This is a genomic window from Stieleria mannarensis (genome assembly GCF_014154935.1).
Lineage (GTDB): Bacteria > Planctomycetota > Planctomycetia > Pirellulales > Pirellulaceae > Stieleria > Stieleria mannarensis.
Genome location: NZ_JACEHH010000026.1, coordinates 13,212 through 32,487, shown reverse-complemented (window position 1 = coordinate 32,487; position 19,276 = coordinate 13,212). Strand labels below are relative to the sequence as shown.

Here is a 19,276-nt window from a genome sequence, read left to right as displayed (position 1 = left end):
GCAGGCGCTAGCCTCGGGCCTTACAAACCTCGAACGGCAATCCAAGGCCCGCGGCTAGCGCCGTCGGCTCGCTTCCACCGCCCTTCACTGGGTGTTCGCGTTGTCGGTGAATTGATCGATCGCGGTGCGGAGATCGGGTGAGGTGATTCCGCCGTCGATGTCACTCGGCGACGACGGCTGGGCGGTTTGCGGGGAAGCATCGGTCGTGGGGGCCGGCGTGGTTGTTTCGACGGAAACCGGTGCCGCTGATTCAGTCGTTTCGGTGACAACGGCAGTGGCGACTGGCAACGCTGCGAGTTCGAACGATCGCAAGTTGTTCGCTTCGTCGGACTCCATGAACTGGTCGTAGCTATCCACCACGACCAGAACGCGGTTCATCCCAATGACTTGTCCGTTCAGGTTTCCCATCGCCAGAGATTCGATCGGCAAGGTCAATGTCACTTGGACCGCTTGGCCGGCCGGCACGGAGTCGAGCTTTGCCGTCACGTTGGGGCTGGTCGGAAGGATGCGTCCGAGCAGACCGACCAGGGTGACGTGGGCGCCACAGACATCGCGAGTGCTGCAGTTTTTGATGACTAAGTCGAACGACGGGCCACATTCGGTCGTGGTGTCGGCATGACGGGTGATGGATTCAAGTTGCAGATCGCCAAGTTCAGTGGCGGGAATCGCGATCGGACCGTACGGATGAAACGCGTTGACGGCTGCGGCGGGATTGGCGGTGTTGTTGACACCGTGGCGGAGCAGCAATCCGATCACGTGATCGCATCGATCGGGGCCGTGGAGCAGCCGACGCAACTCGGCATCGTCGGCGTGTGCGACCGCCAGAGAGTTGCCCAGCAGGGTGCCCGCGATCACGGCGAACATCCACCGGCACAGTGGAAGAGGGCGTTTCATGGTTTGGTCTCGTGTTGGTGTTGGGGGTGGTTTAGGAAGATGGGATGGGGCGTTGGAATGCAGGCTCTAGCCGACAGTGGTCGAGGTCGTGCGTTTTTTGGAAAACACCCTCCTGGCAGGCATTGGTGTCTACACAATTTACAATGGCTCCCTTCTCCCCCGGCTTCGATCTGTGATCAATTTCTGTTTACGCGATCTGTTTTAGGGAGAGGGGAGCCATGTCCTAAATCGCGGACCGATTTTTGTAGACACCAATGCCCAGAGGGAGGGTCGTAAACGCCTGTTAAATATGAGGCTTAAAAACCGCACGGCTGCGGTCGCTGCGGGGCAGCGACCGGGCCGGATCGTCGTCGGTGGGGCTCAGTAGCAAGCCCAGTAGCTGGTGTAGACCGGGACGTGGTAGGTCACCGGGTGGTAGTACGTGTAGCTGACCGGTCGGTAGCAGTGATAGCGGTAGGTCGGTCGGTAGTAGCTGTAACCGTAGCTGTACCCGTAACTGCGATAGCTGGGCGAGTAGCCGTAACCGTAACCGACACGGCGGAAGCAGGCCGCCACCGCGTCTTCGTCCTTGTCATCCTCACCGAGCAAGGCGTCGACGTCCGCCTGCCCGAACGCGTCCAGATCTTCCGTCACGCCCTCGGCCGGTGCATCGGAGGCGACGATCAGATTGGAATCCAGCGTGGCCAGCGATTGCAGCAGGTCGTCGTCGGCGCTGACGGTGCCAAAGATCATCACGAGCGGTGCGACAGCAAACAGGATTCGTTTCAACATGGTTTTATTCCTTCACGCGATTCGACAGGGAGGTTTTCAGTGATGAAGGCGGGAGCCCGTCGAGTCACTCGCCGCATTCGATGTTCTTGACTGAAGAACCAAGCGGGCGAGTTTGGTCGGTGTTTCAAGGAATCTGAAAAAGTGTTGGGCGGATGGGGGGAGGACAGAAACAGGGGGGCAGAAAAATGGCGGGAAGAGACGAGGCAAGACAAGAAAATAGTGTGGGTTCACCCTGGGGCGTTGGATTGCTGTGATGGGGGGGCATCCGATAGACTCGGCGCGGCGAAGTTTCCGTCCTCTGGCCCGTGGAGTGAAGTGAGTTCATGTCGTTATCGATTCGAACCTTTGGTGGGATCACGCCTCGCCTGGGGCAGCGTGTTTATGTCGACCCCGCGGCGACGGTGATCGGAGACGTCTCGCTGGGCGATGACGCTTCCGTCTGGCCTGGGGCGGTCATCCGCGGCGACTTGAAACCGATTCAGATCGGTGATCGCACCAACGTGCAAGACAACGCGGTGCTGCACACGACGCACGACAGCGAGTTCAACCCCGGCGGGTGGCCGCTGACGATCGGCGACGACGTGGTGATCGGCCACCGCGCGATCCTGCACGGCTGCACGGTCGGCAACCGTGTCTTGATCGGCAACGGGGCCGTGGTCAACGATGCGGCGGTGATCCACGACGAAGTCATCGTCGGTGCCGGCTGTGTCGTGCCGCCGGGCAAGACACTCGAAAGCGGTTTCGTGTACGTGGGCAACCCGTGCCGCCAATTGCGCCCGATCACCGAACCGGAAACCCGTTTCTTCCTGTACTCGCCGGCCAACTACGTCAAGTTAAAGAATCAGTACCTGGCCGAGGCCGAAGGGCAAGCTTGGAAATGAGACAAAAAAATGGGTGACAGGAAAATAGGGTGGGAGTAGCACGAGCCAGCGACTCATTTTCTTGTCACCGATTTTCCTGTCGCCCAATTCTTCTCCAATGGATGATCCGAGTCGGGCGCGGAGGTGCGCGTCACGATTAATCGACAGGTCGTATCGTGTCCCGCTGGCAGTCGCACCTGCCGCTCGCTGACGCTTCCCGCTAGCACTCTCATGCGGTATGCCTACTTCACCGTCATGCCGGCGACGGCGTCGCGGATCTTGGCAACCAGGGATTCATCGAGGTCACTGAGCATGGGCAGCAATGGACCGGTCGCGGCGATGCCCGCTTCGGCGACGGCATGGTGCAACACACGGATCGGACTGTACATGTTCCGCAAGTCCTCCAACGGCAAGAACCACTGCCGAATCGACTCGGCGGTTTCATAATCCCCGGTCTGGATCGCGCGCAGCATTTCCATACTGCGGGCCGGCGCGACGCACACGCAGCCGCTGGTGAAACCGGTGATGCCGAAATCCCGCAAGTGAACAATCGCCGGTTGTTCGCCGATGCCGCTGACCATCCGCGAGGACGGAAAGACGTCGCGGATCTTGTTCAGGTAATCGTCCTGGCTGGGATCATCGCGTACGACCGCATACTTGATCCAGGAGATCAGCCCGTCGCGATGCAACGCGTCGACCCACTTGGCATCCAACCAGCGATCAAACTTCAGATACAACACCAGAGGTTTGCCGTAGCGTTCGGCCAGGCGACGAATCCCGGTGGCGATGCCCTGTTGATCGACGACGTCGCGTGCGGGCAACAACATCGCGGTAGCGAAGTCGTATTCACGCAAGATATCGACTTGATCGACGGCCAACCCGTAGGCCGGTCCGATCGACGGCACGACACTGGTTTGGTCGCCCGCGGTTTCGCTCAGCATCGTTAACGTCTTGGCATACTCGCTCAGACGCATGTGATAGAAAACGGCGTTTCCGCCATACAGCAGCGAGCGGATGCCGCCGTCTTCGAGAAACCGAATCAGTTTGGCGTTTTCCGACACGCTGACTTCGCCCTCACCGTCGCGCGCCAGCGGCGGCACGGCGAAAACACTTTCGGACAGATGGTCGGCATCAAAGGAACTGGTGAGCATGGTGGTTAGTGCAATCCGGGGATCGGCATGGTGACACGGTAAAGACCGGTGCGGGCGGTCACGAACATTGTTTTCCAATCATCGCCGCCGAAGCAGACGTTGGCCGGTTGCTGGGGAAAAGTGACGACGCCGAGCTGTTTTCCGGCCGGCGAATAGATCTGCACACCAATGTGGGTGGTGATGTAGACGTTGCCTTTGACGTCCAACGCGATCCCGTCGGCGCCGGTTCCCGACTTGCCCTCGGGTTGCTGGAGAGTGCAAAACGTTTTTGGGGCGGACAACTTTCCGGGGCCGGTCACTTCATAGACCAGCATCTCGGCCTGGCCGCTGGGACAGACATAAAGCCGTTTCCGATCGGGCGACATGCCGATGCCGTTGGGCGCGGCCAAGCCTTCGGTGACGCGGGAGACGGTGCCGTCGGCGGCGATGTAGTAGACGGCTTGAACGGTTTGGGGAAGCGGCGTCGGGGCGCGAAACAGCGGGTCGGTGAAATAGATTCCGCCGTCATCGTCGACGGTCAAATCATTCGGGGCGTTAAAACGGTTGCCATCGTACTGCGATGCCAACACGGCCGCGTTTGCGTCCTCGTCATAGCGGACGACTTGTCCATCCATTTGGCAAGCCAGGATGCGTCCATCGGCGGGGATCAGGATCCCGTTGGTGTGTTTGGAATCGCCGGTGAATAGGGTGATCGATCCATCGGGGCCGAGCCGATGGATGGCGGTGTTGGGGATGTCGGTAAAAAACAGCGATTTGGATTTCGGTTCCCAGGCGGGGCCTTCGTTAAACGCGAACCCGTCTTGAACCAATTCGACCTTGCCGGTCGGTTTGATTTCCTCCGCCGCGTCGCCTTGGGCCGTCGCGGTGGTGACGCTCGCCAGAGCGAGGAGCACACCGGGGAACCACCTTCTGGCGAAGGCAGCTACGTTTGGTCGGGATTGCTCGCCATTTCGTGTGCCAAATGGTGCGGTCCAGATCCGATTCAATTTCATCGCGGTGCCTCAAGCTAAGAGTTCGTGTCGAAGCCGTTCAAAGTAATCCAACATCGGTCGCGGTGCACCCAGCGAATCGATCACGCCGGCGTGACTTTGCACATGTTTTTCGTTGTCGGCCCAACCGTCCCAGACAATGCCGTGAACGACCTGTTTGGCCAGCAGCGTGCGAACGATCGGCCCGGCCGTGCGAAGCTGGTTGGCCGACAACTCCTCGCGATCCGTCCCGGTCATCAACGTCGGTTGCTTGGCGATCGCTTTTTCATCTTCGCCGCAACCGCCGGGGACCGTCAGTTGAACCAACATCGGCAGCCCCAACGTCGCCCAGCGATCGATCATCTGGCCAAAATCGAGCGCCGACCGCGGCAGTGTCGCATCACGAGCGTAGTTCAACCGCACGTCCAACCCGATGCCGGCCATCCCCAACCCGCTGCGCGCCAGTGCATCGGCAAAGTGCAACGCGGAGATCCCGTCGCGGTGCTTGGCCAGGTATTCACCGAACGGTTGATCGAAGGAAATGATCGCCGGCGTGTTGGGATCGATGCGGCGGACGGTCTGCAAAATGGCGACGGCCAACCGCATCACCTGTTCATCGTCCAATGCGATCGGGCCGGGCGTGTTCAATCCCGCCGCACAGTTCCACAACTGGACCGAGCCACGGTAACGTTCGACGACACGTTGTGTGTACTGGGTGACCGATTGCAAGAAGGAGTCAAAGTTGTCTTCGATCAGGTACAACCAGGGCGGCATCAACTCCTTGCGGAAATCGACCAACGGACCGGCCAAGACACGAAGCCCGCGTTCGCCGCACCAATGAATCGTTCGATCGCTAGATTCGAATTCGAACCGACCGGCATCGGATTCGATCGTCCCCCAGTTCAACCGAACCGCAGCACAATTGAACGCGCTTTCAAACCGCCGACTGAGCGGCGAACGAGTCGGTGCGGGCGGGAAGACGCTGCCGGCCAGCAAGGTGCCCAACTGTGGTTCACGCTGCTTGCGATAGGCGATCGACTGGAGCGCGAACGATTCGCCCAGATCCGCGATGGCTTGTTCCAAGGTCGCGATCGCTTGCAACGCATGACGTGAACACTCCTCCAGGTCCCCACGTGCCTCGGCCGCATCGAGAAACTGTGCGGTCCCACGTGCGACCAATTCACCGAACCGGTCTCCCAACGCCAACCCCGCCCGCTCCCAATTGCTGGACTGTTCCCGCGCCCGATAACAACTGCCGCGGGCCAGTTCCAGGTACAACAGATGCGGTCGCTGCTGGGGCATCAACGAACAGGTCGAAAGCGTGCGATAGCCCAGCCCCTTGGTCGGGCAGGTCAAATACAGCTTGCCCGACGTGTCGACCGGTCGCGAGATCGACAGGATGCCCCCGTCGACGCTGTTCTTACATTCCCATGGCACACCCTCGATGCCACAGATATAGGCATCTTTCCACAGCGTTTGTTTCAACAACTGGGTCGAATCGGATGGGACAGCGAAATGGAATTGCCCCATGGTGCGGGCCAAACAATCCGGTTGCGGGATAAAAGACGCAAATCACAGAATCCGGACCGCCAGAATCCAGATCGGCCCACAGTTTACCGACTGATTGTGTCGCATGCGAGCATGGCGGATTTCCAGTGGTTGTGATCGGCGTCGGATTCTCGACAATACTTCACTCGCCTTGTGACAGGCCGTCGAGACCCATCAACGGCGATGTCCATCACCCCAACCCCCAAGAATCACCGTGACGCAGTCCGCCGAACCGATGACCGATCCGTTGTACGACTTCGACGATGCCGGCGCGCTTTTGAAGACGAATCTGCCGCTGCCACGAAAGAGCGGCAAGGTTCGCGACCTGTACGATTTGGGGGAGAGCTTGCTGGTCGTCAGCACCGATCGCATCAGCGCGTTTGATTTCATCCTGCCCTGTGGCATCCCCGACAAAGGCCGCTTGCTGACGCAGATGAGCGCGTTCTGGTTCAACCACTTGGGCGTGCGGCATCACTTGAAATCGACATCGATCCCGCCGGAGTTGTCGACCAAGTTTGACACCGCACCGCTGGAAGGCCGGATCATGGTGGTCGAAAAAGCCGAGGTCGTGCCGTTCGAATGCGTCGCGCGAGGCTACCTGGAAGGCAGCGGGTGGCGGGAATACCAACAGACCGGCCAGGTTTGCGGCAACAAACTGCCCCCGGGACTAAGCCAATGCGACAAGCTTCCCGAACCGATCTTCACTCCGGCCACCAAGGCCGAAGAAGGCCACGACGAGAATGTCAGCATCGGACGGATGATCGCGGACCTGGGCAGCGACCTCGCGCTGCGGCTGAGATCGGAGACGCTGAAGATCTATTCGGCGGCCGCCGACCACGCCCGATCACGAGGCATCTTGATCGCCGACACGAAATTTGAATTCGGTCTGGTCGACGGCGAGGTCGTGCTGATCGACGAAGTCCTGACGCCGGACTCGTCGCGGTTCTGGGACGAAGCGGCTTACACCCCCGGCGCCGCCCAACCCTCGTTCGACAAACAATTCGTCCGCGAGTGGCTCTCGCAGTGCGGCTGGGACAAACAAAGCGACCCGCCGACGCTGCCCGAGGAGATCATCCGCCAAACCGCGGCCAAGTACCGCGAAGCGTTCGAGCGGTTGTCGTAGCGGTAGCCGCCAAGGCTTTCGGCTCCTGCGCAGCACGCCGTCGCCGCCACGTGCGAAACTCTTGGCGAGTTCCGCTACCGGACCTTGTGCGAAACTCTTGGCGAGTTCCGCTACCGGACCTTGTGCGAAACTCTTGGCGAGTTCCGCTACCGCACCTTGTGCGAAACTCTTGGCGAGTTCCGCTACCGGACCTTGCAGTGATCCAGGATCTCGTCGGCGGTGGCTCGATAACCGGCGTAGAAGGGGCCGAATTCGGCATACTTGGCGCTGGCGACGTCGAACCGCATCTTGTAGACGATGTCCTTCAAGTAGTCCGGGTTGCGCGCCCACAGCGTGACCATCCATTCCCAGTCGTCCAGGCCGACGCCGACGGTGATCAGCTGAGACACCTTGCCGGCGAACGCGATGCCGCTTTGCGCGTGCTCGGCCATCATGGCATTGCGACTGCTAAAGGGCTCGGTGAACCAGTTGGCTCCCGGGACACGACTTTTGTTCATCGGATAAAAACACGCCGCCGGCCACTCGGGAAACTCCGGACGCAATCGCTGCTCGTTCATCATCGGCAGCCGGCGCTCATACGCAGCCACCTTGGCCTTGAGTTCGTCCGAGTCGGGATCGGCCCCTTCGGCGATCAATCGATCTCGAAAACGCTCGATCGTCGGAACATACTCGCTGATTTCGCTGATCGAAACAAAGGACCAAACGCCTTCGACGAATTGCCCCAGCGGGGGCGCAAGCAACGACTGGTGCACCGCGTCGACTTTGGCCGGATCCGGGTCCATGACCATCACGCCAAAGTCGGCCTCGTGACCGCTGATCCAATAGCTGGCCAGACGCTCGGGTGCGGCATCACTGGGGGGCGCAAGGGCGGTTCCGAACTGGCTGACACACTCCGACGAGAGCGGCGTCGCCATCGCTTGGCGACGAAAGCGATAAAAAAAGTGACCGCAATGCCATCCGTTTTCGGGGACGGTCGAAGGCTCGGGCAGCGGGGCGGCATGGGGGTTGGGACGACCGGACATAAGCAAAGAACGCGATCAGAGCGAGCGGGCGGGGAAGGCGAGTCGACGGGCGGTGCATTATCCCAGCTTTCCCCCCGGCGCCCATGGCCCCGAGACCACATGCCGCCATGCTGGAAAAATCCTGCCGGCCATGCGTCATGCGGCTTCATGCCTCGCTCCCGGGCTGCACCTAAGCACGGGAGTCCCCAGAGACACCGTCTGGGGTGCATAAAATCGAGGGCCCCCATCGCCAAATTCCTTCCGGTTCGTTTTTCGATCTTCTGGTCGGCAAACTTTTCAACTCTAACAGCCGAGGAACCGGGGTAAGAAGATTTTTGGGGTAAGAACATGATGAAACGCTCCATCCATTCAATTTCGCCAATTTTCCTACCTCCGAAATCTTCCTACACCCTCCACCTGCCACGGCGTTCGGTCACGGTGGTGGGAAGTCAGGAGAGTGATGGCAGAATGATACGGGGCAGAATGATACGGGAGGCGTCACCGACCGCAGCCCCCGGCGACTTGAGCGAAAATCGGATTGATCTGGCGAGAATGCCAATGTTTTCGCTATCAGTGGACTCGGCCATGGCACACGCACCGCCGGACGCAATTTCTGTTCGCGAATCCCTGTTCCTTTAACCTGACCGCATTGGTCCGGTCACAACACTCGGAACCGACTGCGACGGTTGCTCCGGATGAACGCCTGCCCTGGAAACAGCTCATCTTCACGTAGCATCTGCGGCGATACGACTCACCAAGGCCGTCCTTTTTCCCCGGTCGTCCGACGCACGCGCAAGGAAGCAATCAAGATGCAACGACGTCATTTTCTCGCCCTTCTGGGCTCACTGGCAGCCACGTCTGCCGCCGAACATTCGTTCGCCGCGCCGCCAAACTTGGTTGAACCGGTCCACCGCGTTGCCAATGCGGCTAGCTTGGCACCAGCCCCCTCGGTGAAACTCCAACCGCTGGACGAAGCACTGCTGCGAGCCCGGCGGAGCTTGGTGAACTGTCGACAAACGATCAACGACTACACCGCGTTGCTGATCAAACGCGAGCGAATCGGCGATACGCTCGGGCCGCATGAATACATGTCGGCCAAGATTCGTTGCCGCAAGGTCGTCGACAATCAAGTCGTCCAACCGCTCAGCGTTTACCTGAGCTTTGTCAAACCGGCCAGCATCAAGGGCCGCGAAGTGCTGTACGTCGAAGGTCGCAACAACGGCAACTTGATCGCACACGAAGGCGGATTCAAGGGCCGATTCTTGCCGACGGTCAATTTGCCGCCGACCGGAACGTTGGCCATGCGCGGACAACGCTACCCGATGACGGAGATCGGGCTGGAGAACCTGCTGGTCAAATTGATCGAGCGCGGCGAACAGGCCAAGCAATTGCCCGACGTCAAAGCGGAACTGCGCAGGGGCATCAAAGTCAACGATCGCCCCTGCATGCTGCTGACGGTCACCCAGCCCACGCCGCGTCCCGACCTGCTGTTCTATCAAGCCAAGGTGTACATGGACGAAGAACTGAACGTGCCGATCCGCTACGTCGCCTACGATTGGCCGAAGCCGAATGAGAAGAAGCTTTCGGTGATCGAGGAGTACAACTACTTGAACCTGAAGCTGAACGTCGGCCTGACCGATGAAGATTTCGACCCCAACAATTCGGCGTACAACTTTTATTGATTCGCCGGTTGAGCCTGATCAGTAGCGGAAGCCGCGGAGGCTTTCGCCGCGGCCCGGCGGCGTTGCCGCCAGAAGCGAAATTCTTGGCGAATTCCGCTACCGGAAGGACGCTACCCCAGCACCGGCGGCACGCGGAAACACTCGTCATCTGCGGCCGGTGCATTGGCCAACGCGGCGGCGCGATCCAGGCCCGGCACCAGCGTGTCGGGCCGCCAGCGGTTATCCACGTCCAAGGCCGTCGTCATCGGTTCGACGTCGTCGGTGTCCAACTCGGACAGCTTGGCGACAAAGCCGAGAATGCTCTCCAGCTGCGGCCCGAGATGCTCGACCTCTTCGTCGGAAATCTCCAGCCGCGCCAACAGCGCCAGCTTGCGGACATCATCTGCCGAGAGTGCCATGGCTTCCTCGCGAGAGCGTTATTTGGCGCCGCTGACGTCAAACGGTTTGGTTCGGACGCGTTTGCGGATCGAACCGCTGCGGATGCATTGGACGCAAACCCGCATCGATTTGTTTTCACCGTCGGGCAGCGTCACGTGGACCTTTTGCAGGTTGGGGACAAACTTGCGACGTGTGATTCCGGTGATTTTGGTACCCACACCGCCCAAATACTTCGCTTTACCGCGAGTTTCGACGCGGTTGCCCATCTGCACTTTCTTTCCACAAATTTCACATTGTCGTGCCATGGCACATTCTCCCCGTCGTATCGCGCGGGGGCTCCTCAGCCGTTTGGTTCGTTGTTTTGCTATTGAGATGTAATATTTTTCGCCGAAATCACATCGAAGGGCCAAGACTATACAAACACAAGGGTTTGGGCGAAAGAAGTAATCCCGAACCAATCTTTCTTGAGTGAAAAAGCCCAGATTTCTCAAGATCCTCGCCGGCGTGGCCGAAAACTCTTCCTAAGCCTCCTGTTCCCGGAAATTCACCGGCACTCCCACTGAGCGACCCCACACCGAGCCCCGCGACCATGTCTGCTTCCGATCGCATCACTGCCCCATCGCAGCAACCGACCCCGCCAGCGGTTCGCACGTCGCCGTGCCAAAGAGCCATCCGAGTCTTGCCCGCTGCGGCGTTGGCCATCCTGCTGACCGCAGTCTCGACCGGGTGCTCCCAACTCCCCTCCATGCGAGGCTTGGACCTGATGAGCCCCTCGTCGAGCCTGCTGTTCCCCGGATCAAAGAAACACACGTCGCCCTACCAAATGCTCGACGGCACCGTTCCGGCGACCTCGCTCTCGGGCGATGGCGCACTGACCGAAGAAGCGTATCACAAGATCCGACAAGCGAAGACGCAAAACGCGGTGGTGCTGCAAGTGGCGGGCGACGAACAACCCGTCCGCGTGCTGCCCCTGCCGACCGGCCAGCAGAGCGTGTTTGTCAGCGAGTTGCTGACCCAGACCGGCGTGCTGAAAAAACTCGGCGACGTCCAGGCGACCCTTTACCGGCCGTCGCCCGATTCGATCGCCGGCGTGCGGATGGACATCAAATTCGCCGACGACGGCACCGTCGAACCGACCAGCGACTACGGATTGCGTCCCGGAGACCGCGTTCAAGTCCAGCCGATCACGACCACGCCGATCGAAAGCCTGGTCAAGATGGCGCTGCGGCGATAGGGTCCGCGTTAGCGTAGGGGCGATCTTTTTTTGAGTTCGATGGCCGTCTCGGGCGGTCGTCCCAACGGTCGCGTCCGGGCGCCGACTGGAAGTCGCCAGGGTTGCTGAGATAAAATCGATTCCAGACGCCCGAGTCCTCTTTGCCCCACCCTTCATGCGATGCCGTTCCGGTCGCTGGCGAGCCGTTCATGTCTGAAATTGTCCATTGCCCGAAATGCCATTCCGCTGTCACGGTCGCAAGGGAACAGGCCGGCAATCGAGTGCAGTGCCCGAGTTGCTTGAAGGAGTTTCTTGCCCCGGCCAGCTTGGGCGGAGCCGGCGCGACCTCCGAAGACGAGGACTGGCTGTCGTTGGCCGATGCCCCCGCACCACCGTCGCCGGCCGCCGGAAAGTCGTCACCGGCAGCGGCTTCGGACAAAACCCGATCGCCCAATCCCGCCCCCACCGAATCCGGCGATGAGACCCCGTTCGACGAAAACCCGTTCGTGGACTTGCCCGCCGACGCCGCATCGGAAAACGAATCCGATCCGGCCGACATGTTCGCCAACTTTCCATCGCTGGACGAGTTTTCCGGGCCGAACGCGGGACCGGGCGCAGACCCAGCCGCTGCGTCCAAACCGGCCTCCGAATCGGCAACGACGATCGACCCGAATGAAGAGTTCCGGGTGACGTGCCCGATCTGCGGCAGCATGCTGTCGGCCAAGGTCAAACAGACCGGAAAAACGATCAAGTGCGGCGATTGTTACAGCGAAGTCCGCGTGCCCAAGCCGCCCCGGAAGAAAGTCCAGCCCCAGCGGAATGAAAACGCCGAGACGTTTCAGTTCGTGGAAACGGGTGCTTCGGGTCGGCCGGCGGATCCGTTTCTAAAAAGCGCCAACGAACTGCTTCGCGAAGCCGAGCGGGACCCCGAAGAATCGACGTCCGATTCGACGTTCGACGCACCGAGCACCGTCGGATGGTTCAAGACGGTCTTCGGGATCTTCTTGGACCCGGGCGTCATCAGCCACTTCTTTGGACTGGCGATTTTGTTGGGGATCCCCGCGGCCCTGACGGTGGCGATCCCGGTCTTCGCGCTCGGGATGTTTCCGCTGGGATTGCTCGGCACGACACTGACGGTGGCCTGCGGGTTCGCGATCCTGTTCGGGGTGGCCAACGAGCACGAACGTATTGAAGACTGGCCGACGCTGGATCCGACGGCCTGGTTCGAATCGCTGTGGTTGGTGATCGCGGCGACGGCGATCGCGGTGGGTCCGGCCTATGTGATCGCCACGGTGTTTGGAGCGGTGCCGGTGATCAAATTGGGACTGGTGATGTTCTCGATCTATGTCGCGTTTCCGATCATCCTGCTTTCGATGCTGGACGAGCAAACGATCACCTCGCCGTTTTCGGCGGACGTCAGCAAGAGCATCACCCGCTGCCAGGAGGAATGGGGCGCGTTCTATTTCTCGACCGGTCTGCTGTTTGCGGCCCTGTTCGGCTATTTCGTGATGTGCCCGTTTGCGCCGTTGAGCATCGCGATCGGCGTGATCCTGTCGATCGGCGTGGTGTTCATGTACTTCGCCATCCTGGGCCGCCTGGCATTGGCGATCGGCGAGGTCGTCGACCTGACGGCCCTGGAGACCGACGAGGATGAGGAAGAGGACGAATCGTAGCTTCGTTTTCGATTGGGCCGGACAGTCGCCGTCCTCTCCGAGGTCGGCGCGGGGGAAAGCTTTCTTTTTCGGGCACGCCGAGTTCGGAGAACACGGCGACTCTCGCAGCGCACCGACAGGCCGCAAGTCGATCCCACACCACGCTAGGCGTTGCTGCCGTAGGGTCGCGTGCTGATCACGCCCTCGGTGGGACTGGACGCGGTTCCATAAAGCCGCTTGGGGATCCGGCCGGCCCGGAATGCGTGACGTCCGGCGATGGCGGCGTGTTTCATCGCTTTGGCCATTTGGACCGGATCGCGGGCATGGGCAATCGCGGTATTGAGCAACACCGCATCGCCGCCGATTTCAAAGGCCTGGCTGACGTCGCTGGCCGTGCCCACACCGGCGTCGATGATCACCGGATAATCCGGGTCATCCTCTTTCAAGTACTCCAGGATGATCCGCAGGTTGTTGGGGTTCAACAAACCCTGCCCGCTGCCGATCGGGCTGCCGGCGGGCATCACGCTGGCCGCGCCGGCTTGCTTCAACCGCTGCGCGGTCACCGGGCAATCGCTGGTGTAGCACAGCACCTGGAAACCGTCGGCGGCCAATTCACGGCATGCGGTGACGGTTTCGGCGGGGTCGGGCAGCAGGGTCTTGCTGTCCCCCAGCACTTCCAACTTCACCCAATCGGCGCCGGGGTTGCCGAGCGTTTTCAAGATCTCGCGGCCCAACCTGGCGGCGCGAATGGCGTCCGCGGCGGTGTAGCAACCGGCGGTGTTGGGCAGCAGCGTGTACCGATCCAGATCGATGAAATCCAGAATGTTTTTGCCGCCGCGGTCGTACAGACGTTCACGGCGGACCGCCACGGTGACGCAGTCGCAGCCGGACGCGTCGAGCGAATCTCGCATCTGCTCCATCGTGTCATAGCGTCCGGTGCCGACGATCAGACGGCTGGCCAGCGTGTGACCACCGACGACCAATGGAGCGTCCTCGGTGCCCGGCGAAACGTTCGATGAAGATGCAATAGACAAGGTGGTTCAACCGCCTCCGACCAGGGTTACGACTTCGACGTCGTCGCCGGCACGAACGATCGTGTCGGCATAGGTTTCGCGTGGGACGACGTCGGCGTTGATTTCGACGGCCAAGTAATTTGGCGGCACGTCCACGGTGTCAAGCAACTGCTGGACACTCATTTCCGAGTCGATTTCGACGCGACGGCCGTTGACGGTGATTTCGATCATCAGGTGGACTCAGTCGTTGTCGTCATCGAATGCCGAATCGAAGGCCCGCGTGCTGGGCGAGAAGTCCAGCTTTTTGGTGAACTCGCACGCTTCGGCGGCACCGAATTCGCGTTCCATGCCACTGTCTTCCCACTCGATCGACAGCGGGCCGTTGTATCCGATGTCGTTGAGGGCGCGAATGATCTCTTCAAAGTTCACGCCGCCACGTCCGGGGCTGCGGAAATCCCAACCGCGGCGGGCGTCACCGAAGTTCAGGTGGCTGCAGTTGATGCCGCTGGTTCCGTCCAAGGTGACGATCGCGTCCTTGATGTGGACGTGGTAGATCCGATCGGGAAACCGCCGCAGGAACTGGACCGGGTCGACGCCCTGCCAGATCAGGTGGCTGGGATCGAAATTGAATCCGAATTCGGGCCGCCGGTCCAGCGCTTCCAAGGCACGCTCGGCGGTGTAGATGTCAAACGCGATTTCGGTCGGGTGGACTTCCAGGGCGAACCGCACGCCACATTCGCCGAACACGTCCAGGATCGGGTTGAAGCGTTCGGCCAGCAGATCAAACCCGGCATCGATCATGCTCGGCGGCACCGGTGGAAACGAGTACAGCAGGTGCCAGATGCTGCTGCCGGTGAAGCCGTTGACGACTTCGACGCCGAATTTTTGGGCCGCACGTGCGGTGTTCTTGAGTTCCTCGATGGCACGCTCGTTGACGCCCTCGGGATCGCCGTCGCCCCAGACATATTCCGGCAAAATCGCTTTGTGGCGTTCGTCGATGCGATCCAACACCGCCTGTCCTACCAGGTGGGCGCTGATCGCGTGGCACTGCAGCCCGGCATCGTCCAAGACCTGGCGTTTCTTGTCGCAGTAATCGTCTTCGGCAAGCGCCTTGTCGACTTCAAAGTGATCGCCCCAGCATGCCAATTCGATGCCGTCGTAGCCGAATCCGCTCGTTTTTTGGACCATGTCGGTGAACGGAAGGTCTGCCCATTGACCGGTAAACAGGGTGACAGGACGCGACATGAAGCTCTCCAAAAAAGCGATCGGGATGATGGGAAATATCGAGAGGAAGAAATCACCGGAAACACAATTTCGTGCTTCCAGGGGTATTTTGCGCTCCCGCCGGTAAAACCTGCAACAACCCTGAAACCTGGGTTCTCGGTCAAAATGGTGGTTCGCGGCCCCAATTTAGGTGCCCCGATCGACAACAGAGTTTCAATCCAAAGCGAATTGTGCCGCCGCGGAGTCCATTGAGCGTGGCCATCCTTGGCCTAGAATAGGGCTCAACGACGTCCGCGTGGCGAACTTACGGCACCTCAGGTCAACCCGGCTCCTCCCACTTTATCCGAAAGACTCGAAATGGCTCATAAAAACGGCAAGGCTGCGTCAGCCCCTCAACCGACCGGTTCCACCACCGCAGAAGCTGTCGCCACCCGCCTCCGTGAATCTCTGCTGCAACAGCGAGAGGAGCTGCCGGTCGACAAGCTGTTTCGGGCGTTGGTCAAGCTGGAAGGCAGCGACTTGCACCTCAAGGTCGGACAACCGCCGATGGTCCGCGTCGGCGGGACGCTCAAACCGCTCAACCGCGGCCCGATCGACACCGAAGAGATGGTCGACCTGTTGCTGCCGATGATGGATGAGCGGAACCTGCTGATCTTTGAAGAAGAAGGCGGGGCCGACTTTGCCTACCTGTGCATGGTCGACGGCGTGCGTTGGCGTTTCCGTGTCAACATGCTCAAGTCGCTGGGAAACATCGGCCTGGTCGCCCGGCGGATCAATAACTTTATCCCCGACTTCCGCGGCCTTTACCTGCCCGATTCGATCGAAGGCCTGTGCCACTACGAACAAGGCATGGTGCTGTTGGCCGGGGTGACCGGTAGTGGAAAGAGCACGACGATCGGATCGATGCTCAATTACATCAACTCCATCTACCGCAAGCACATCCTGACCTTGGAGGACCCGATCGAATTCATCTTCACCGAAGACAAATGCCTGATCAACCAACGGGAAATGGGCCAGGACGTCAAAGACTTTAACATCGGGATGAAGCACGCGGTGCGTGAAGACCCCGACATCATCCTGGTCGGTGAGTTGCGTGACGAAGAGACCTTCATGACGGCGATTCACGCCGCGGAAACCGGGCACTTGGTGTTCGGGACGATCCACGCGGCGAGTGCCTCGACGACGATCGGCCGGATCTTGGACTTGTTCCCCGAAGAAATGCACAACGCCATCCGCAGCGCGATCGCGTTCAACATGAAGGGCATCATCGCCCAAAAACTGCTCAAGAGCATCAAGCCGGGCGTCTCGCGGGTCCCGACCTGCGAAGTCATGACCTTCAACCCGACGATCCGCAAACTGGTTCTGGAGGGCAAGGACGAAAAACTGCCCGACGCGATCCGCATCGGGGCCGAAGACGGCATGCAGGACTTTACGATGAGTTTGAAAGGTCTGATCGATGATGAACTGATCGACCGTCCCACCGCATTTGCCGTCGCACCCAACAAGGATGCCCTGAAGATGGCGCTCAAGGGGATCGATGTCAAAGCCCCCGGTATTTTGTAAGCTGTCACTGCACTCACTCAGCCCCAACGCTCCCAGAACACAGTTGCCCCTCCCGCGCGGGACCGTCAACCGCCGGATGCCCCGATCGATTGCGGCCAACGCCGTCCCCGATTCCATTTCATTGCCACCACTCCTTTTCTGCTCTTGCCCGTAATTGATGGCCGAACAACCCCCACCCCAGCTCTGGCAATCCGTCGCTCCCGTTGAATTCGCCCCCAAGCTGAGCGACAACACGAAAGTCCAAGCGTTGCTGATCAGCACGCGTCAGGGCGCGGGATTTGAGGTCGCCGCCGGGCAGATTTCACACGCAATCCAGACGCGTGCCACTCAGATCCTGCTGGACTTCACCGCCTCGGGATGCGCGATGCGGTACATGATCGACGGCTTGTGGGAACAATTGCCCGCACTCGACCGCGAAACCGGCGACGCGATGTTGATCGCCCTAAAACAGCTGTGCCAACTGAACCCCGCCGATCGCCGCAGCGCCCAATCGGGATCGGTCGGCGTCAAATTGAAGAAGGAAAAATTTGACCTGGTGCTGCAATCACAAGGCGTGCAAACGGGCGAACGCGTGCTGGTGCGATTGAATTCCTTGCAGATCCCCTTCGAAACGCTCAGCGATATCGGGATGCGGGACAAGATGGCCGCGGCCCTGAAACAGCGTCTCAACGACGAAGGGGACATCGTGCTGATCACGGCGCCGAAATCCGAAGGACTGACGACCACCTGGAACGTCAGCATCAACGCGTCGGATCGCTTCTTGAGAGACTTCCAATCCTTCGAAGACCAATCCCGCCCCGAACCGGAAATCATCAACATCAACGCCAACTACTACGGCGGCAACACCGGTTTGACGCCTCACGAAGCGGTTCGCAAGGCGATCTTGAAAGAACCGGACGTGTTCATGTTCCCCGAAACGGTCGACGCCGAAACGTTTCAATTGGCCCTCAAACAGGTCACCGAATCGGAAAAGAAGGTGATCACCCGGATGGTCGCCGGCGGAGCGGTCGAGGGACTGGTGCGTCTGATCGCCCAGTACCCCGAGCAACGCGTTCCGATCGCCAAATCGGTCTCCTGCGTCCTCGGCCAACGACTGGTCCGGCGACTGTGTGACAATTGCAAAGTCGGGTTCCAGCCGCCGCCGCAGTTGCTGCAACAACTGGGCATCCCGCAGGGACGTGTCGCCCTGCTGTACCAACCGTTCATCCCGCCGCCGATCGAGCAACAAGTCGACGAGAATGGACGCCCGGCCCCGATCACCCCCTGTCACCAATGCCAGGGCCGCGGTTACCTGGGGCGGATCGCAATCTTCGAAATGCTCATCCCCGGCGAACAGCTGCGCGACGCACTGACCAAGACCCAGGACGTCGGACGATTGGCGGCGATCGCCAAATCCGAAGGCTTCCACGGCGTGCAAACCGAAGCCGTGCTGACCGTCGCACGCGGGTTGACCAGTCTGGACGAATTGAAACGTGCCTTCGCCAAAAAGGCGTAGCGTTCAGCGTACGCCTTCAAACAGCGCCGATCCGATCCGCACCATCGTCGCCCCCGCGGCGATGGCCTCGCGAAAGTCACCGCTCATGCCCATCGACAAGTGCGGTAAGTTGTACTCGTCCGATGCGACCAACCGGTCACGCAGCTCGGCGACGTCGCGGAATTGGCTCGCCGCCTGTGACGCCTCAGTCCCCCAACCGGCCATCGCCATCAACCCGCTGATCCGCACCGAGTTCAAACCGGGGATTCCCAACAGCTGGCCGACCGCATCGGGTGAGAGGCCGGTCTTGTCCTCGTCGCCGCTGATATTCACTTCCAACATCACCTCGGTCACACGTTGCTGACGCTCGGCTTCGCGGTTGATCGCTCGCAACAAGCGTTCGCTGTCGACCGAATGGATCAACGGATTGAGCGGCAGCATGCGACGCAGTTTGTTGGTCTGGACGTGACCGATCATGTGCCATCGCAGCGAGCGGTTCGTGGTGCCATCGACCGCCGGCCCGATCGTCTCGGCTTTTTTCCACAACACCTGCGGTCGGCTTTCGCCGAGATCGCAACACCCGGCGTCAAACAGCAACCGCGTGGTTGCGGCGTCGACATATTTTGAAACCCCGATCACGCGCACCGACTTGGGGTCTCGCCCGGCCGCGACGGCAGCCTGACGCACTTCATCGGTCACACGCATCCAGTTGCGACGAATCAGCTCGGCGATATCGGTGGGTTGCGTCATGGTGTTCCCCC

Annotated in this window: 19 protein-coding genes; 7 read left to right on the top strand and 12 right to left on the bottom strand. The window is 60.4% G+C overall.

Annotated elements, in window-relative coordinates; translation table 11 throughout:
- Positions 1 to 84: 84 nt before the first annotated feature.
- Both H1B37_RS18085 and H1B37_RS18080 read right to left on the bottom strand, forming a co-directional pair.
- A complete protein-coding gene (locus tag H1B37_RS18085) occupies positions 85 to 894 on the bottom strand; it encodes a hypothetical protein (protein WP_182868060.1) in 810 nt (269 codons plus the stop codon).
- A 360-nt stretch (positions 895 to 1,254) separates the two neighbouring features.
- A complete protein-coding gene (locus H1B37_RS18080) occupies positions 1,255 to 1,665 on the bottom strand; it encodes a hypothetical protein (protein WP_182868059.1) in 411 nt (136 codons plus the stop codon).
- Between the two features lie 323 nt (positions 1,666 to 1,988).
- On the opposite strand from H1B37_RS18080, the gene H1B37_RS18075 reads away from it, so the two are divergent.
- On the top strand, positions 1,989 to 2,546 hold the full coding sequence (locus H1B37_RS18075) for a gamma carbonic anhydrase family protein (protein ID WP_182868058.1): 558 nt from the start codon (positions 1,989 to 1,991) through the stop codon (positions 2,544 to 2,546).
- Positions 2,547 to 2,767: 221 nt separating this feature from the next.
- Here the strand turns inward: H1B37_RS18075 and H1B37_RS18070 are convergent, their stop codons facing one another.
- From H1B37_RS18070 to H1B37_RS18060, 3 genes are all read right to left on the bottom strand, one after another.
- Positions 2,768 to 3,676: a dihydrodipicolinate synthase family protein gene (locus tag H1B37_RS18070; protein WP_182868057.1), complete on the bottom strand. Its 909-nt coding sequence runs from the start codon at positions 3,674 to 3,676 to the stop codon at positions 2,768 to 2,770.
- Between the two features lie 5 nt (positions 3,677 to 3,681).
- Positions 3,682 to 4,569, bottom strand: a complete 888-nt coding sequence (locus H1B37_RS18065) for an SMP-30/gluconolactonase/LRE family protein (protein WP_353620861.1) — start codon at positions 4,567 to 4,569, stop codon at positions 3,682 to 3,684.
- Positions 4,570 to 4,677: 108 nt separating this feature from the next.
- Positions 4,678 to 6,129 (bottom strand): endo-1,4-beta-xylanase, encoded by a 1,452-nt coding sequence (locus tag H1B37_RS18060; protein ID WP_286177877.1) that lies wholly within the window; start codon positions 6,127 to 6,129, stop codon positions 4,678 to 4,680.
- Between the two features lie 298 nt (positions 6,130 to 6,427).
- On the opposite strand from H1B37_RS18060, the gene H1B37_RS18055 reads away from it, so the two are divergent.
- Positions 6,428 to 7,315 (top strand): phosphoribosylaminoimidazolesuccinocarboxamide synthase, encoded by an 888-nt coding sequence (locus tag H1B37_RS18055; RefSeq protein WP_182868132.1) that lies wholly within the window; start codon positions 6,428 to 6,430, stop codon positions 7,313 to 7,315.
- Between the two features lie 182 nt (positions 7,316 to 7,497).
- Here the strand turns inward: H1B37_RS18055 and hemQ are convergent, their stop codons facing one another.
- Positions 7,498 to 8,337 (bottom strand): hydrogen peroxide-dependent heme synthase, encoded by an 840-nt coding sequence (hemQ, locus tag H1B37_RS18050; protein WP_182868054.1) that lies wholly within the window; start codon positions 8,335 to 8,337, stop codon positions 7,498 to 7,500.
- A 788-nt stretch (positions 8,338 to 9,125) separates the two neighbouring features.
- On the opposite strand from hemQ, the gene H1B37_RS18045 reads away from it, so the two are divergent.
- Positions 9,126 to 9,998: a DUF1571 domain-containing protein gene (locus tag H1B37_RS18045; RefSeq protein ID WP_182868053.1), complete on the top strand. Its 873-nt coding sequence runs from the start codon at positions 9,126 to 9,128 to the stop codon at positions 9,996 to 9,998.
- Between the two features lie 110 nt (positions 9,999 to 10,108).
- Here H1B37_RS18045 and gatC read toward each other — a convergent pair whose 3' ends face one another.
- Both gatC and rpmB read right to left on the bottom strand, forming a co-directional pair.
- Positions 10,109 to 10,396, bottom strand: coding sequence for an Asp-tRNA(Asn)/Glu-tRNA(Gln) amidotransferase subunit GatC (gene gatC / locus H1B37_RS18040; protein WP_182868052.1), 288 nt, complete (start codon positions 10,394 to 10,396; stop codon positions 10,109 to 10,111).
- 18 nt (positions 10,397 to 10,414) lie between these two features.
- Positions 10,415 to 10,681: a 50S ribosomal protein L28 gene (gene rpmB, locus H1B37_RS18035; protein ID WP_182868051.1), complete on the bottom strand. Its 267-nt coding sequence runs from the start codon at positions 10,679 to 10,681 to the stop codon at positions 10,415 to 10,417.
- A 284-nt stretch (positions 10,682 to 10,965) separates the two neighbouring features.
- On the opposite strand from rpmB, the gene H1B37_RS18030 reads away from it, so the two are divergent.
- Both H1B37_RS18030 and H1B37_RS18025 read left to right on the top strand, forming a co-directional pair.
- The gene (locus H1B37_RS18030) at positions 10,966 to 11,610 is read left to right on the top strand and encodes a hypothetical protein (RefSeq protein ID WP_182868050.1); all 645 of its coding nucleotides are present in this window, start codon (positions 10,966 to 10,968) and stop codon (positions 11,608 to 11,610) included.
- A gap of 188 nt (positions 11,611 to 11,798) precedes the next feature.
- Positions 11,799 to 13,262: a hypothetical protein gene (locus H1B37_RS18025; protein ID WP_182868049.1), complete on the top strand. Its 1,464-nt coding sequence runs from the start codon at positions 11,799 to 11,801 to the stop codon at positions 13,260 to 13,262.
- A gap of 143 nt (positions 13,263 to 13,405) precedes the next feature.
- Here the strand turns inward: H1B37_RS18025 and H1B37_RS18020 are convergent, their stop codons facing one another.
- From H1B37_RS18020 to H1B37_RS18010, 3 genes are read right to left on the bottom strand one after another with little or no spacing between them, the layout of a single operon-like run.
- Complete coding sequence (locus tag H1B37_RS18020) at positions 13,406 to 14,275, bottom strand: thiazole synthase (protein ID WP_220498256.1); 870 nt, start codon at positions 14,273 to 14,275, stop codon at positions 13,406 to 13,408.
- 6 nt (positions 14,276 to 14,281) lie between these two features.
- Entirely contained in the window at positions 14,282 to 14,485 is a 204-nt protein-coding gene (gene thiS / locus H1B37_RS18015) for a sulfur carrier protein ThiS (protein ID WP_182868048.1), read from the bottom strand.
- A gap of 9 nt (positions 14,486 to 14,494) precedes the next feature.
- Entirely contained in the window at positions 14,495 to 15,499 is a 1,005-nt protein-coding gene (locus H1B37_RS18010; protein WP_182868047.1) for a sugar phosphate isomerase/epimerase family protein, read from the bottom strand.
- A gap of 336 nt (positions 15,500 to 15,835) precedes the next feature.
- Between H1B37_RS18010 and H1B37_RS18005 the strand changes: the two genes are divergently transcribed.
- Positions 15,836 to 17,041, top strand: coding sequence for a type IV pilus twitching motility protein PilT (locus H1B37_RS18005; RefSeq protein WP_182868046.1), 1,206 nt, complete (start codon positions 15,836 to 15,838; stop codon positions 17,039 to 17,041).
- A 157-nt stretch (positions 17,042 to 17,198) separates the two neighbouring features.
- Positions 17,199 to 18,536, top strand: a complete 1,338-nt coding sequence (locus H1B37_RS18000; protein WP_182868045.1) for an ATPase, T2SS/T4P/T4SS family — start codon at positions 17,199 to 17,201, stop codon at positions 18,534 to 18,536.
- A 3-nt stretch (positions 18,537 to 18,539) separates the two neighbouring features.
- On the opposite strand, the gene H1B37_RS17995 is transcribed toward H1B37_RS18000, so the two are convergent.
- Complete coding sequence (locus H1B37_RS17995) at positions 18,540 to 19,265, bottom strand: YggS family pyridoxal phosphate-dependent enzyme (RefSeq protein ID WP_286177875.1); 726 nt, start codon at positions 19,263 to 19,265, stop codon at positions 18,540 to 18,542.
- Positions 19,266 to 19,276 lie beyond the last annotated feature (11 nt).